The sequence below is a fragment of the uncultured Draconibacterium sp. genome (genome assembly GCF_913063105.1).
Classification (GTDB): Bacteria; Bacteroidota; Bacteroidia; order Bacteroidales; family Prolixibacteraceae; genus Draconibacterium.
The window spans coordinates 24,814-40,790 of sequence record NZ_CAJXYQ010000014.1 but is presented as its reverse complement, the minus strand read 5'-3'; the positions used below and the strand labels follow the sequence as shown (position 1 = coordinate 40,790).

At 42.0% G+C, this 15,977-nt stretch carries 10 protein-coding genes; all 10 read right to left on the bottom strand.

Going from position 1 to position 15,977, the window contains the following annotated elements; all coding sequences use genetic code 11:
* Nucleotides 1–3: 3 nt before the first annotated feature.
* Nucleotides 4–1,464 carry a sulfatase-like hydrolase/transferase gene (locus QZ574_RS13560; RefSeq protein WP_297090385.1) on the bottom strand — a complete coding sequence of 487 codons (1,461 nt, stop codon included), beginning with the start codon at nucleotides 1,462–1,464 and terminating at the stop codon, nucleotides 4–6.
* Between the two features lie 177 nt (nucleotides 1,465–1,641).
* Entirely contained in the window at nucleotides 1,642–3,717 is a 2,076-nt protein-coding gene (locus tag QZ574_RS13555) for a beta-L-arabinofuranosidase domain-containing protein (RefSeq protein WP_297090383.1), read from the bottom strand.
* A gap of 285 nt (nucleotides 3,718–4,002) precedes the next feature.
* Nucleotides 4,003–5,397, bottom strand: a complete 1,395-nt coding sequence (locus tag QZ574_RS13550; protein WP_297090381.1) for a sulfatase-like hydrolase/transferase — start codon at nucleotides 5,395–5,397, stop codon at nucleotides 4,003–4,005.
* A gap of 352 nt (nucleotides 5,398–5,749) precedes the next feature.
* On the bottom strand, nucleotides 5,750–6,880 hold the full coding sequence (locus QZ574_RS13545; RefSeq protein WP_297090378.1) for a hypothetical protein: 1,131 nt from the start codon (nucleotides 6,878–6,880) through the stop codon (nucleotides 5,750–5,752).
* Nucleotides 6,880–8,808, bottom strand: coding sequence for an FAD-dependent oxidoreductase (locus tag QZ574_RS13540; protein ID WP_297090376.1), 1,929 nt, complete (start codon nucleotides 8,806–8,808; stop codon nucleotides 6,880–6,882). Before QZ574_RS13540 ends, QZ574_RS13545 begins: the two co-directional genes overlap by 1 nt.
* Before the next feature lie 81 nt (nucleotides 8,809–8,889).
* Nucleotides 8,890–10,302 carry a sulfatase gene (locus QZ574_RS13535; protein ID WP_297090374.1) on the bottom strand — a complete coding sequence of 471 codons (1,413 nt, stop codon included), beginning with the start codon at nucleotides 10,300–10,302 and terminating at the stop codon, nucleotides 8,890–8,892.
* Nucleotides 10,303–10,357: 55 nt separating this feature from the next.
* Nucleotides 10,358–10,477 (bottom strand): hypothetical protein, encoded by a 120-nt coding sequence (locus tag QZ574_RS19470; RefSeq protein WP_363314180.1) that lies wholly within the window; start codon nucleotides 10,475–10,477, stop codon nucleotides 10,358–10,360.
* Between the two features lie 26 nt (nucleotides 10,478–10,503).
* Complete coding sequence (locus QZ574_RS13530; RefSeq protein WP_297090372.1) at nucleotides 10,504–12,546, bottom strand: family 16 glycosylhydrolase; 2,043 nt, start codon at nucleotides 12,544–12,546, stop codon at nucleotides 10,504–10,506.
* Nucleotides 12,547–12,678: 132 nt separating this feature from the next.
* Complete coding sequence (locus tag QZ574_RS13525; RefSeq protein ID WP_297090370.1) at nucleotides 12,679–14,379, bottom strand: T9SS type A sorting domain-containing protein; 1,701 nt, start codon at nucleotides 14,377–14,379, stop codon at nucleotides 12,679–12,681.
* A gap of 124 nt (nucleotides 14,380–14,503) precedes the next feature.
* Complete coding sequence (locus QZ574_RS13520; protein WP_297090368.1) at nucleotides 14,504–15,943, bottom strand: hypothetical protein; 1,440 nt, start codon at nucleotides 15,941–15,943, stop codon at nucleotides 14,504–14,506.
* Nucleotides 15,944–15,977: the final 34 nt, after the last annotated feature.

The following is a 15,977-nucleotide window of genomic DNA, read 5'->3' as shown; positions in this document are numbered from 1 at the left end:
ATTTTAGTTATTTGTAATATTAAATACTTTCCGGTAATTGGGCAACACTCCTTTGTCCCACATAAGTTGGTCTTCGGGTGTGTAGCACCACAATGGTTTAACATGTCCTTTGGTCCACTCATACATGTCAGCCTTTAGCTCCTGCAGTTTTTCAGGATATTCTGTACTCACATCGTTTGCTTCGCCAAGGTCTTCATTTATTTTGAAAAGTTTCCAGTCTTCGTTGTACATTTTCGTCAGTTTCCAGTCCCCCATTCGCGTACCGGCATCCACATAATCTTCGCGATAGCGGCATACATAAACCGGGCGATCTTTTAAATCCTCTTTTCCTTCCAGAATATCATCCATAATTGCCGTTCCGTCCAGTATTTTTCCTTTGGGTATTTTGGCTCCGGCAAGTTCGGCAAATGTGGGGTAAAAGTCGAGAGCCGATACTGGAATATCAAAGGTTGAATTGGGTTTAATTTTTTCGGGATAATGAAAAAACATGGGAGTCCTGAACCCGCCCTCCCAGGCATCGCCTTTGCGGCCCTGTAGTGGTGCGTTATTGGCTCCACGGTCGGTATTCCCGCCGTTATCGCTTAAAAATACAATCAGCGTATTTTCAAATTGTCCATTTTCTTTTAGCGTATTTATAATATCGCCAACACCGCGGTCAACGGCATATACCATTCCGGCATAGGTTTTCCGATCTTTGTCTTCAATCTCCGGAAATTGAGCCATATCTTCTTCTTTGGCCTGCAAAGGAACATGAGGCGCATTGTAAGCCAGGTAAATAAAAAAGGGCTTTTGGCGCTCCGAAGTTTCGTTGATAATACGAATTGTTTCGCGTGACAATGCATCGGTTATGTATTCTTTTTCTTCTACTTCGGTAGTATCGTGCACCAACGGTTTCAGGTATTCCCAAATGTGATCAACACCGGCTTCTTTTTGCTTTTGATATTTCGCGCTGAAACGCTCGGGAAAGTAATCGTGTCCGCCACTCAAAAATCCATAAAATTCATCAAACCCGCGATTATTGGGTTGAAAGCGGGGCGAAAACCCCAGATGCCATTTCCCAACAGCGGCGGTATAATATCCGGCATCCTGTAAAACATTGCTGATAAAGGTTTCGCTTACCGGAACACCGTCATCTGTTCTTCCTTTCTCTTCGTATAAATTGTAAGGGGTGCCAATGTTTTGGGCATAGCGTCCGGTCATTATAGAAGCACGGCTGGGGCCACAAAACGGATGGGTAACATAAGCCGATGAAAAAATCATTCCGTTGGTGGCCAGTTGATCGAGATTTGGTGTTTTAATATCCGGCGAACCATTAAAGCCTACATCGGCGTATCCAAGATCGTCACATAAAACCACAAGTATATTTGGCTGTTTGCTACTTGCTTCTTTACTGGTATTGCCAGGTTTATTGCTACACCCAACAAATACTCCGGCAAACATTAATACGGCGAGTATTCTATTCATCTTTAAATTGATTGATTATTGACTGATTATCAGATTACTAACTAAGCACATATAATGAAAATATAATTATTAATTATTAGTTCGTTATTGCACTTTTTTACCTTTAAAACAAAAGATGGCAATCCTTCCTGAGAGGGCTGCCATCCATTCTTTCTAACTAAACGATATTTATATGAATTATTCCCAAATTATAGGCATAAAAACGGTCATCCCTGCTTTTCCTCTATTACTCCATGCATAGTACGGTACCAACTGGCTTTTGTAACTTTTAAAAGTTGGTTTTGAAACCGTGTTATACATGGTTTCGTTGTTATTATTTGTACGTAAGGATAAAGTAGTTTCAATTGCTGTAACTCCATCCAAAAGGTCTTTTTTGAATTTAGGGTTCATCGAAGTACCACTTTTTAAATACACATCAGTAATAATGGTGTTTTCAGGAAGATCTGGTGTTTCCACACAATAAACAACAGGCCCGCGTTTAACAGCTACCTGGTTTCGTACCTCTTCAATTTTAGTATTTCCTTCAACAAGCGTAACTGGCATTGGCATATCAATAGATATTTTGTCCCCTGCTTTCCAGGTGCGGTTAATTGTAGCAAATTCGCCTGGTTTTGCAATAACTCCGGCATTTCTACCATTTACTTTAATTTCAGTTCCTTTTGCCCAGCGTGGAACACGAAGCATTACGTCAAAAGCATCCGATTTACATTTATCAACTGTAATTTCCACGTTTCCTTCCCATGGATATTTTGTAACCTGGTTTAAAGCAAGTTCTGAACCATCCAATAAGGTTGTATTTAATTTATTACCCCCATATAGGTTTACTGCTATTCCATTTGGTGCTTTACTATATGCCCAACCTGAAATTTTTATCACATTACGAACTAAATTTGGAGGACAACAAAAACACTCCAAATAAGGTTGGCGTTCTTCAAAATCATTTACTAATTTATTGTAGTCGCGAGCACCTTGAATAACACGCAGGTTATTGGCGTAGTAGTAGTCTTTTCCTTCAAGGCTGATTCCAGACAAACCTGAATTATACATTACCAGTTCCATAATATCAGCGTATTTTGCCTCACCATGAATTCCAAGCATCCGGTGGCTGAACATTGCGTTACATAGATTCGCACAGGTTTCGTTATAAGATGTCAGGTTTGGCATCATGTACTCATCGATAAAACCTTCTTCTATTTTATCCCGGTTTGTAGATGCTCCGTAATGAGTTTGTCCGACTGCACCTGTTACGTACATTTTTTGCTCGGTAACATTATACCATAATCTGTCTAAAGCATCAATAAGCGCTTTCTCACCGGTTTCGGCATATACATCGGCAGCACCGGCATAATAATATAATGCCAAAACAGCATGTCCAACTGCCTCACTCGATTCTCTGAGTGGAGTACGCTCCTGTACCATGTCTCCAATTGGATAACCCATTGTAGTTACGTGATCCTCTACCGGGTATTTTCCCCGGTTATTAATAAATTTCTCCGCAAGTTTAAGGTAGCGTTCATCTCCAACCGTGCGATACAATTCAACCAATCCCATTATTTGCGTTTGGTTAAATCCAAAACGTCCGTAGTAATCGTCATCTGGTGCAAAATACCGATATAATAGATCAGCTTGCTTAATCGCAATATCCAAAAAATTGCGTTTTCCGGTTACCCTGTAATGAATACAGGCACTGGTAAACAGATGACCATGATTGTACATCTCATGAAACTTACGATTTGAATAACGGTTGGCATCACCCACGTTACGAGGTGCAGTTTTTTTAATGTCCTCTTTTGTGAAATTACCTTTTTTATTGATAGTGGTATGCGTTTGCAAGTAGCCATCTTCTTCCTGTGCTTCGCCAATAATTTTTATATAGCCATCCAGTTCTTCCAAAATTTTTGGATCTTTATTTTGGGCATACATATAGGCTTTTGCTTCCATAAACTTATAGAAATCACCATCGTGCCAGTACCAGCCATTAAACGTCCCGTGTTGATGGCCTGCTGCACATTTAAAGTTATTTAAGGCATGACCAACATCACCAGTCAGAACTTCTTCCATGTAAGGAAGCATATTTTTTTCAGCCACTTTAAAACGTTCGGCCCAAAAGCCTTCGGTCCAGATACAATCACCTAAATCAATACTCTTTAATTTAACATGAGGACTTTTGGCATTATTAATAATCCCGTGTTCCTGTGCAAAGGAAGCTTGCAGAAAGAATGCACAAATTGCGAATAAAATAAATCGTTTCATTATCTGATAGTTTTACTGTTATAATCGTTTTTAAACGCGAATACAAGGTATTCACTTCTTATCACTTACAAAAAAACAACAAACAGAATTATTCCGGTTTATAAAATTTATCTGGTAATGGTACTATTTTACCCTTGCCATGTTTTTGTGCCACGCTTTAGCCTGGCATTTATATAATTGAAAAGAAAAAAGGCTTTAGCCATTAATCTTAAACATTAACGGCTAAAGCCCATTCTAATTTCTAGCGTCTACAACCGCCCGGAGCCACGGTATAAAACTCATTTTTTAATATTCTCCGGGCACTTCGCGGTACTGGTTCATTCGGTCAACATCCACTTTTTCATATTTACGTTGCAACAACCATGATGGGCGCTTCAAGGTCATTTCCCATTCGTAAAGTTCTTTGAACATTTCTTTTACCATCTCCGGATGTTCGTTTGCCAGGTTGTTTCGTTCCGAGATATCTTCGGCGATATTGTACAGTTCTGCAGGCCGGTCGATATGACGCATCAATTTCCAATCGCCTTTGCGAATGACAGCGCGTACCTCTTTCTTCCAAAAAAGCACTTCGTGTGGTCGTTCCTGTTTTTCACCTTTAACGAAAGGAAGTATATCAACACCATCCAAATCACTTAAGGCATTCGCATTTCCGCCTGCCGCTGCAACAAAAGTTGGTATTAGGTCGAGCGAAATAATTGGATAATCATATTCGGTTCCAGCTTTAATTTGACCGGCCCATTTCATAACAAACGGAACACGTATGCCGCCCTCCAATTGGTTTGATTTTGTTCCTGCCAATGGATAATTACAAGAGCCGTTTTTATCGCTTGGCCCTCCATTGTCGTTGGTAAATACAACGATAGTATTGTCGTCAATTCCCAGTTCTTCCAACTTGGCCATTACTTTGCCGCAAGCACGGTCGAGCCCCGAGGTCATTGCCGCAACTTGCTGACGCAGCCCTGAAAGCTCGGGATAAAGTTTCATATCATCATCGGTTGCATCCATGGGTGTATGTACCGCATTAAAAGCCAAAACGGCAAGAAATGGCTGGTCTTTGTGGCGTTCGATAAAATCGCAGGCCTCGTCGGCCAAATCATCGGTTAAATATTTTGTTGGTTCTTTGTAGTTGCCAAAACCTTTTTCCAGCCAGTTCATTTTATAATTATAATCCTCGGGGTAAGCCCAATAACTACGGGCACCACCACGGAAACCATAAAACTCGTCCCAGCCACGTTTGGTTGGGTGAAAACGGTCGGCACCGCCTAAATGCCACTTGCCGTAATAAGCGGTTGCGTAGCCTAATTCCTTTAGGTATTGCCCCATCATTTTTTCGCTGAGGGGCACCCCCATTTCATACCCGTCTAAAGCCGAATTTTCGGCCATAAAACCATCAACGTTATTTTCCTCGAAACCAAAACGCTGCTGGTATTTTCCGGTAAATAAACCTGCGCGCGACGGCCCACAAGTAGAACCCGACATGTACCCCTGGGTGAATCGAACACCTTGTTGGCAAAGTTTATCGAGGTTTGGCGTAAGCATTATTTTACTTCCCTGAAAACCGAAATCGGCATATCCGGCATCATCGGAGTACAAAAGAACAATGTTGGGTTGTTTTTGTGCGAAAGAAACGCTAATCACCAAAAACAATAAAAATGTAAATGAGTATTTTAAGTTTTTCATAGTTAAAATTTGACAGATGATTCACCTCTTCTTATAAATCGGAATATTCTCTAAAAAGCAGGAGACGCTCTATCGAGAGCCAATTCCCTAAATTACACCAAATTGGCCATATAATGCCGCATATAAGTATTGTCTTTTCAATTTCTACTTCATTAAAATTTTTAACCGTAGCGTTGGCTATGCTCTGCAAATTTTAATTTGTCCAAATTGAAAATACAAGAACATCCAATACGGCATTTTATAATCAAATTGGTAATAACAATTCACCTACAAAGAAAGTGTGTTTTGAATAATTATTAGGGGCAAAAATTATCCATATATGGTATTTATTTACCCACCTTTATACCTCCGTCTAAAAATATTCTGAATTTTCCAGCCGATATTCCTCCAACGTTTTTCGTTGATTTAAAGTCAGGTTCCGTTCTATTAAAAACCAATACGCTCTGCGCCCGATAATAATATTTTCACGGTTAAGCAAAAGAAGAACTTCGTCGACAATTTCAGTATGGTCGCATTTACTTTTCTCAAAAATAGTAAGCAGCAAATTTAGTTCGGGGTAGAATTCCAAAACAGAAAACAGCTTGCTTAACTGCACACATTCGGTTTCAGAAAGGTCTCTCATTAATTTTAAAATGGAAGTAAGGCCATCGTATTGCATCTGCCTGTTATTGACCACCAGTTCTAATAACGATGAAAAACGAATACTGTCCGGGGCATTTTCAAGGTACTTTAGAAGCAGTTTTGTTTCCTGCCGACTAAAGGTATTTGCCTGCTGCTGTATGCAACTCAAAAGTTCGGATTGGTATTTTGAAAGGCGCTCTATTTGCTCCAGGGCGAAAAGTCGGTTTATTTGATTATCGCTCTTCAGCAAAGTAACAAAAGCAGGAACAGTTGTCTCCTCCCCGGTTTTATTTCTAATAATTTGAACCAGTTCGCCATTTGCCCAATGCCACAAGGTATAGCAGGTCCAAACGGCACCTTTTACATACGATTTATCGGGCAGTAAAGGTGTTGTTGCGCCCGAGATCGCATCAACCCCGTCAAGATCTGTTTGCTTTTTTACCAACTGTTCTTTATCAACCCGTGCCAGTTCCGAATCCTGCTTTTTTAAAATTGCATTCAGTTTTTGGTAATCGGCTTTCCGAAATCGTTTCCCCTTTGTTTTTTCCAAACGCACACCTCGCCCAAACTCCAGTTTTTCAAAAAATCCCAGCTTATTAAAATACATCCGAACCGGAACCACATGGCATTGATTGTCGCCACACGAAACAGATTCTACTTCAATATAAAACCGGTTTTTACTGGTGCCGTTTTGTTGGTAAAGGTTCACATCCGTTTTTTCGACAGGATGTAGCGCCGGATGAAAAACCTTTACCTGCTGACTTGTTGACCCGTAATTTTGGGCAAAAACAAAAGTTGCCGAACCAGTAATTAACCAGCCCAGCAAAATTGTTATCGTAAGTATTTTTACTGAATTATTCATTATGCCTCGTAACAACGAACTTCGAACAATTTGGCGTTTTTTGCGCCATACGTTTCGTTGATTGTTATCTTAACGGCTGTTACTTTTAGTTGATTAAACTGAAATTTAATGAGTCGCGTTCTGTTGTTGTCCAACGCGCCTAACTTTATCCATTTCCCATTAACGCGTGCCTCCAGCTGTAATGCTTTTAACAGCTCTTCGGGAACCGTGTTGGTATGTCGTTCGTCGTTTAACGATTCTTTTAACATCATTATGCAACGCTTCAGGTTGGTATCACACTTAATTTCCACTTTTGAGAGCGCTACCGGCTTTTCCCATTCCAGTTGCAAAGTAGCCGGTAATGCTTCCGATTGCCAATGATTTATTTCGCCATTAATATCGCGCGACACGCCATTGGTAAGGTTTTTAGCATCACCCGAAAGTGTGGAAGAGCCAAAAACCTGGCTTGCCATACGAGCCAGATCACTTGCATCTTTAGCCGGCCGGTTGGGAATAAAAGCATCGTCGCGCAACAGGTTTTCCTGCAATTCGTTGATATGAAATTTGTAAATATCACGCGGGTGCACTCCATTTTTTACACATAAACTAGCTGCCGTTCCAACTGCCTGACCTTCGAGCGCACAGGTTCCCATCACGCGCGAAGACGAAAGTGCAATATGTGTTTGGCTAATGTTTCTTCCGGCAAATAACAGGTTTGATATATTTTTTGAATAAAGCGAACGATAAGGTATTTCGTAAATCTTATGAAAATGAAGGTGGAAATAACTTGGTGGGTCCTCCAGGTTTTCGATCCCTGCCCAGCAATGCTCATCGAGCGACCAGCCACCATAAGCCACTGCATCATCAAAATGACGGTGTTCGGTCAAATCCTTTTCTGAAAGAATGTAGTCGCCAATAAAACGGCGCGATTCTCTACGGCCCGGAAGGGACTGCACCCAATCCAATGCCAGGTTTTCTGCTTCGGGGAAATTGCCTGAATTTTTAATATAATCCCAAACACCATACAGGTAGCCCATCAGTTTATCTCGGTTCTTCTCGGCATCGGCAATTATATCGTCGTCGCTGCCAATTTCAATCCACCAAATCCCGTTTTGAAAATTTGCAAATTTCCGTCCCGGATGAGATTTCTCGGCTTCGTATTTTATGGCAAAAGGCGGGGCAATAAATGGCGTTGCTTTGCCCATATCTTTGGCCTGCAGCAAAAGTGTGGCGCCCATTTGCCAGCCATCCGCCTGGTCGGGAGCAAATGTTTCGTCAAATTCAGCTTTTCCCTCGCGGCCTGTTCGATACAAAGCACCTGCTGTGGCAGCCAAAAGTCCGTCGCCCGAGCAATCGATAAACATTTTCCCCTGAAACATTAACTCTTTTTCAGTAGTAGATTGCCAACAACGGGCAGCCTTAATTTCCGTTCCATCCATTATCGCTTCAACAGCCTGTGTATTTAGTATTAAATCAAGGTTTTCCTCACGTTTTACGAAGTCGTAAAGAATGTGATCCCAAACCGGAAACGATTCCTGCGGATTGAAAAAACGATTGTGCAGCAAGAGTTCTTCCAAAACACCCGTTTCGCGTTCGGGTTTGTTATCGGGACGTAAGCGTGTTACGCCATGCACATGCACCCGCATTTCGCTTGAACTGTTACCGCCTAAAACCGGACGGTCTTGCACCAAAACAGTTTTAGAGCCGTTACGGGCTGCCGACACTGCAGCGCAAATACCTGCCAGTCCGCCACCAACCACCACTACATCATAATGGTGTGTTTCTTTCCGGTTAGGAATTTCTTTTTTGCCTTTACCCAAATGCAACCAATGGTCGTTTTCTCGCTCACCCAAATCGGGAGTATTTGAGGAAGCTGTTGATGACAGGGGAATGATACTTGCGGCAACTGCTCCGGCTGTTCCTTTTTTGAAGAAATCTCTGCGTTTCATTTTAAATAAGTTAGACGACGGAAGAAATTCCGTCAATTATAAGATGCAGACGAAAGATTTTAGCTCTCGACCTACAAATTTTTAATGTGCCTTTCCCCATATGGCTTTCCCAATTTCATGTTCGCGGGTAGGGTCGAAATCAGGATTAGGTATTGGCATTTTTGCACCCATTTCATTTCGCCACTTGTGCAAATCATTTAGCAGGTCGCGGGCAATTTCCGGTTTTACAGTTGTAAGGTTAATGGTTTCGCCAATATCGTTTGCCAGGTTGAATAGCTCAACACGTCCGGTTTCCATATCCTCTACTAATTTATAATCACCTTTAATAATGGCGCCCTGTGGCGAGCGTGTCCATTGCGACGAGGGGAAATGCCAGTACAGCGCATCGCGGCCAAGGGTTTGTTTCTGGCCGGTAACCAACGGAACAATGCTTAGACCATCGCAAGCCTGATTGTCGGACACCTTAGCGCCACCAAGTTCCAGGAAGGTAGAAAAGAGGTCCATGGTCATCACTTTTTCGGCACAGCTTGTTCCGGGTTCAACTTTTCCGGGCCATCTTACAATTAATGGCACACGAATTCCGCCTTCGTACAAACCACCTTTTTGGCCGCGCAAGGGCAGGTTGCTGGTAGCTAATGATACATTTGGTATAGCATCCGAAATCAGGCCTCCATTATCGGAATAAAATATGACAACGGTATTTTTTTCGAGTCCTAACTTGTTCAGTTCTGCCAACACAACACCTACAGCTTCATCAACCATTTCAGTCATTGCTGCATAGTCGGGATTAACATTTTTAATTCCGGTTTTATGAATTTTTTTACGGTATTTCGTTCTTAAATCCTCTCGTGCCAATATGGGTACGTGCACTGCCTTGTGGTGCAGGTTCATAATAAATGGCCCCTTTTTGTTTTCGCGCATAAACTCTATTGCCTTTGCGGTAAGTTCGCCAACTTTCCATTCGCTGTTGTTTTTAGCATATTCCACCAGAGCAGGATCTTTAATCCCTATTGAATCCAGGCTAACAAAGCCCTCTTCGTCGGGGGTGCGGCCGGCATGCCATTTACCCGCATGAGCTACTGCGTAGCCTTGTTTTTGCAAAATATCGCCATAGGTCTCAATGCGTTCAGGTATGGAAAGCGCCTTTTCGGGCGAAAGCATCAGTCCGTAGGGTTTATCGACTACACCGGGAGCATCTTCACCAATAACTTCCCAAACATTGGTGCGCACCGAGTTCTGCCCCGATATTAAACTGGCTCTTGTTGGTGTACAAACCGGATAGGCATAGGCTTGTGTAAAACGCATGCCTTCGCTTGCCAACTTATCAATATTTGGTGTTTCGGTTAAAGTGGTTCCGTAACACCCCAGGTCTTTGTAACCTAAATCATCGATAAAAATAAACAGGATATTTGGTTTTTCATTCTGTGCGAAGGTAGATTGAGCTGCAACTAAAAGCAGCATAATCAGGCTTAGTGTTTTGATTGTAGTTCTCATATTTTTACACTCTCTGTGTTTTCAAATCAGGTATGTATGAATATTTTAAAAATAATTAATAGCTCATTGGCAACCAAACGGTCATTTCGGTTTCACCACGGTTGTTCAAGGCGTAGTAGGGAATAAACTGCACATCAATTTCTTTTAATTCTTCCTTTTTAATACTTGTGTACAAGCGTTTATCCCCGTCTTGTTTTGGTTTTAGTCTATGACCTGCAACTTTCTATTCACGGTTCCTTTTCCCGACTTTACACTTACAACATAAATCCCCTCAGCCACATCGGCCAGGTCCACAACATGTGGTTCAAAAAGTTTCGCCTCTTGCTTTATCAAAACTCCAAGCACATTATAAATTAAAATTTCAGTGGCATCTGCCGATGAAATACTTACCTGGTTTAAGGCCGGATTTGGGTAAACTTTTACATCCGGTGCCTGATTCAGTTCCGAAACGCTAACCAGGTTACCGGTAATTTGTACAGGAATTGTTTCTTGTGCCAGAACAACTTCTGTTCCTTCGTTAAACGACGATTTAAAAACAGGTTTTAATACATAATAATGTCCTTCGTCGAGGGCAGAACTTGGGTTTAAAGAGCTGATATCAATTGACAGCTTTGCTTTACCCGATTCGTTGCCGATGGTAGTTGCATCAGCAGCCATTATTTCGGTTACAACAGCACCGTTCTCATCCAGTTCCTGTACCAAACAAGTTAGCCCGTTAAGGTCAGTCTCGTCAAGCACCGTTTCACCATTCCCGGCAAAATACCGGCATTCAAATTCAAGGCTGTTCCTATTTAAAAACTCCTTGTTTTTATAATCGTCTACTTCTGCAAATAACTGAGGCGAAGTATTATAAGCCCTTACATAGTCACAATACATTTCGGTTGGGAAGCCCGGTTCCGGATTGCTTTCGGGATAAGGCATAACGGTTCTTACGCCGTCGATGTATTTTTCGTATGGTGTGCGTAAGCCCATTGAAACGGTAAGGTGCATGGGCAAATGCCAGTAGTAATTCTTTTTGGCGCCACGTTGAATACCATCGACATACCAGAAAATTGAATCGAGGCGGTTCCACACCGCATACGTGTGGTATTCGTCGCGGGGGTCCCAGGGGGCATCCCACGAATTGTGGGTTAACTCGGTATCGCCTTGTCCCGGCCGTTTCCAAGTTAATTCACCATTTTCAATTATTCGTGTATGCAGGTTCATTTCCAGTGTTTTTAATTGATTGGGAATTTGGAATATTTCAATGGCGTCAATCTCACAATACTGTACCCCACCTTCCTCGGTTGGAGTTGGTTGCCCAACGCTGTATAACCAAAATGCCGGGCAGGTGCCCTGACCTTTATCACTTGCTTTTATGCGGGCTTCAAAATATCCGTAGGTAATGGTTTCCTTTATTTGCGCAATTCCCGAAGTGAAATAATAGTCGTTTCCACCACGCGTATGTTGTTTTTGCTGCATTTTTAAAGCCAAAACGGTATCGGGGCTCGTTGCATTTTCCGGCTCCCACGACCAGGTTCCCCAGTCGTTTACATCAATGTTCCATTTTTCGGCATCTATTCCGGTACTGTTAAATTCATCCGAATAGGCGGGGTTTAATCCCCAGCTATTACCAGCATCTAAAATGGGCGAATAGACAGTATCTTCGGGCTCCACTACTTCCTGCACCAAAGCCATTTGGTCGATATAAACCGTTGATGCACCCGATAAACCAATATAATCGACACCGCGCATACGTATCCCGGTTTTCATTTGCGGAATATCCTCAACAAAGGCAACAGGTATTGAAATGGTTTGCCAGCTTCCTGTGCTGACATCGGCAAGAGGAAGGATTAAATTTATTCCATCGGTAATTACCTGCGATTGCTCGGTAAGGTAGAAAAGTATATTTGCCGGCACTGTTCCTTCAACAAATATTTTGGCACTAAACACATAATCGCCCCGGGTAACGGCTATGTTACCCGACTGGTAATCGGGATTGGTACCTCCAAGAACAACCGTTGCATGACCGCCTGTGGGTACTGCTGCATCGGGGCAATTGAATTTTACCGAACGGGTACCATCAAAAACAGGGTCGTTTGCAATGCTTACGGAATAAGATTCGGCAGGCTGCGTGCTGCTTCCATACCAAAAATCGATTTCCAGACCTGAAATACTATCGGGGTAAAGGTTGTTTTGGGCACTTGTATACACACTGTGAATCAATTGAAATACAAGCAATACGAATACAAGATATGACTTCATTTTATTGGATATTAATTTGCAGTATAAAGAACGGGAACTTGTAGCAGAATGTATTTTTAGTATTTACCTGTTTATGGCACTATTTTATCTTTATGTAGCACTGGTAAAAACAGCAATCGCTTTCCGATGGTTTTACCTACTCACCTGCAGCTTTTTATTTATGATGGTATTGTTGGATTGAACACTGACAATGTACATTCCTGTTGGCAAGCTGCTTAAATCAACAAGCTGCGGTTCAGTACGCTTTACTTCCTGTTTAACCACCACGCCTTGTAAATTAAAAATAGAAAATTTGGTGGCATTTGCCGAGCGAATATTTACCCTATTTTTTGCAGGATTTGGATATAGTTCAATTTCGGAATTTTGCCTGATAATCTCACTTGAAGTGGGTGGATCGCTAACATTGTTGTCTTTATCAAATCCCATATCATCGATATACAGTGTATTTTCCACACCGCTAACATCAGCACTTTTTATCTGAATTTCAAGGCGGTCAGCATCTCCGGTAAACAAGGAAGCCCCACGGTTAAAATCAACAGAAAGCTCCACCCACTTTCCGGTTTCAATGCTTGAAATATCTTTCTGAAATTCAAGGTAAGGGTTGCGAAGAATAAAATTAATCTTGTCAATATTTGTCCCCGGTTCCTTCCACACTTTAAAACGGAGCTTATTATTACCCGCCGGCAGGTTGAGCGTTCCGTAAGGCGCATAAATGGTTTGGTTGGTATTAATAGTGGTAGTTTGCTTATATGCCAGGCAACCATCGCCGCTGGCTGCCTTTTCGTCGGTTAATAAAAAAGGGCTGCTGTTTGGAGCCCACCAATTCTGACTGCGTTTGTGCTCCATATCTCCGTATTTGTAGTAGAAAGGCCCTTCAAAACCCAAGGCATAAAACTCGGGGCCGGCAATTTCTTTTTGCCAAATACGGATATAATCGTAACGATGGTCTGCCGGTTCTGCCAAATCAGCGGCTTCGGGCAGGCCATACCATGAAAATACTTCGGCATCCATCCACAGTTCCATGGCATGTTTTATTACCCATTGGTTATGGAATTTCCCTGTTGCGTATTCCCAGCTTTCCAGCTCCTGGCGGGTAATGCTTTGCACCAGTTCGCCATTAAAATAAGTTTTAATGTAGTCTTTATCCCATTCAAAACCGAACACATGGTAATCTTCAGCCAAACGCACACCCATGTCTTTATACACCTTCCAGTTTTTGTGGTCGGCTGGTAGATTCGGTTCCCAACTAATAATGTTTGTTCTGAAAAGTCTTTCTAAACTCTCGGGTTTATTGGCAGGATTTGCAATTGGGCGCTTCCCAAAGTTTTCGGTCATATCAATTTCGGAGCGGTACCCAGTTGTCCAAAATGCGTTTGTTACCGGAGCATCAGCTGCTTTGTAGCGTGCCTCGATATAACCGTACTTAAACATCCCTTCGCTAAGAATGCACGCTTGCGTAATGGGGTAACTGTTATCGGCAGCAGTTTCTGTTCCCCCATAATAAACATTGTTATTTTTCTCTTTAACAAATGAAAACTCGGGTTCCCACTGCGAACGCAACACCAGTTCGCCGTCTTCCATAAAAACATTATGGCCAACAAACTGCCCCGGCGCACGGCCTTTCCATTTGTTTCGGTATTCCCGGGTTCCGTTTACTTCTTCACCCAAAATCCACCATTTCTCACGGTCGAGTTCGGTGCCGTTAAACTCATCGCTCATGTGTTCATTCAGTATCCAGCCACCGGTGTTGTTGGGATCAGATAGCGGGTAGTTTTGAGCGAGCGTAAAGAGTGGGCTGCATACAAGCAGCAAAACCAGTTTTATGTTTTTCATTACTGTTAAAATTTATCGGTACTAAAAACCTGCAATTAAAAAAAAGCGGGGGCATATACCCCCGCTTATTGGTCTAACTAACTAAACTATGCGAAAACTAAACTTATCTAATTTCATCGTCAGCTTAAGGTCGTGCAGGAATATCAACCTGTCTCATTCCCATATCATCAAGGTATAAAGTTTGAGCTCCGGCAACCCCCGGATTAAGGTCTGGTTCTATGTAATAAGAATACCTAACTTTACTATTGTTATCAACTTCTTTAGTTGCCACAGGAACATATACAATTTTTTTAATTGTAACCCATTCTCCCCTGGCAATATTTTCAACATTCCAAACTATTGATAAATCATCAGCCCAACCATTAGTTTGTCTGGCAACTGCTGTACGCATTGCTTTTACGCTTGAACCAGGCTCAATGTATATTTTGTGTGAAATTTCAAATGCTCCTGGTTGAGTATCCACATTGGCACCAAATTTCATTCCCCATAATGCTATTCCATTGACACTTCCGGTATATTTCATACTTGCATCTCCCGAAGCAGCCATATCCATAGTTCGTTGCCATGGTTCAGCAGTACCAACCCAGTATCCTGCAGCACCAGCAGCATTGGCACCACCACCGGCTTCAAAACCAGCCCATGAGTTGCCGGCGAGAATATTATCGCCACTCACAGGAATTGCTACCTGTTGTGCATCGAAAGAAAGCATTGGTTGGTCGTCGGTTGAAACGATTCCGCTTGCATCCTGATTAAAAGAGACAGAAATTACATCGTCAGAATAAATAGCTTCGTCAAGCGTAAGCTCTATTCGGGTTGCATCTGCCGGATCAAGGCTTACTCCTGCTATTACAAAATCTCTATCTACAAATTTACCTGCATTTACCACCTGTACGGTAAATCCTGCTTCTGGACTGTCTCCCAAACTTCCTACTTCACCATCTACATTAAATGCAAATGAATTTTCGTTAATATACATCGCGCTATTGGCAACATATTTTAACGGCACAACATCTCTTACATTAATCATTACGCTTTTTGATGTAGGTTGATGGGTTATTACACTTGGTGTAAAATCAACTCTGAGCTCCTGGTTTTCGCCTAAGGGCAAAACTGTTCCAACCGGAGGAGTATACATAAAGGTACCGGGTACATCTGCTGTAGCATTCAATTGTTCGGCACTTAACGGAGTTCCTACTGCTAATACTGCAGGTTCGGGCCAGGTAATAACCGGAATTAATTTATCCACTACTTTTACTGTAACTGTTTTTGATAGTGACGGATATTTACCGGCATCGCGTGGTGTAAATTCAGCAGTTAATGTATGGTCTCCCTTTGGTAAAACTGTTCCCATAGCAGGAGTAAAAGTCATGGTTCCGGGTACGTTTGCAGTTGCACTCAATTCGGTTTCTGATAAGGCAACACCATCAATTACATCGGCCGGATTTTCCCAGGTTATCAGTACTTCCTTTATTGAAAAGAGTTCATCATCTTCGCAGCTGGTGATTATTGCTGCAGTGAAGCCCATAATGATGAAACTTAAAAAATATATTAATCTTTTTTTCATTTTCTCAGTTTTTGAAATAAAACAAATATCTACT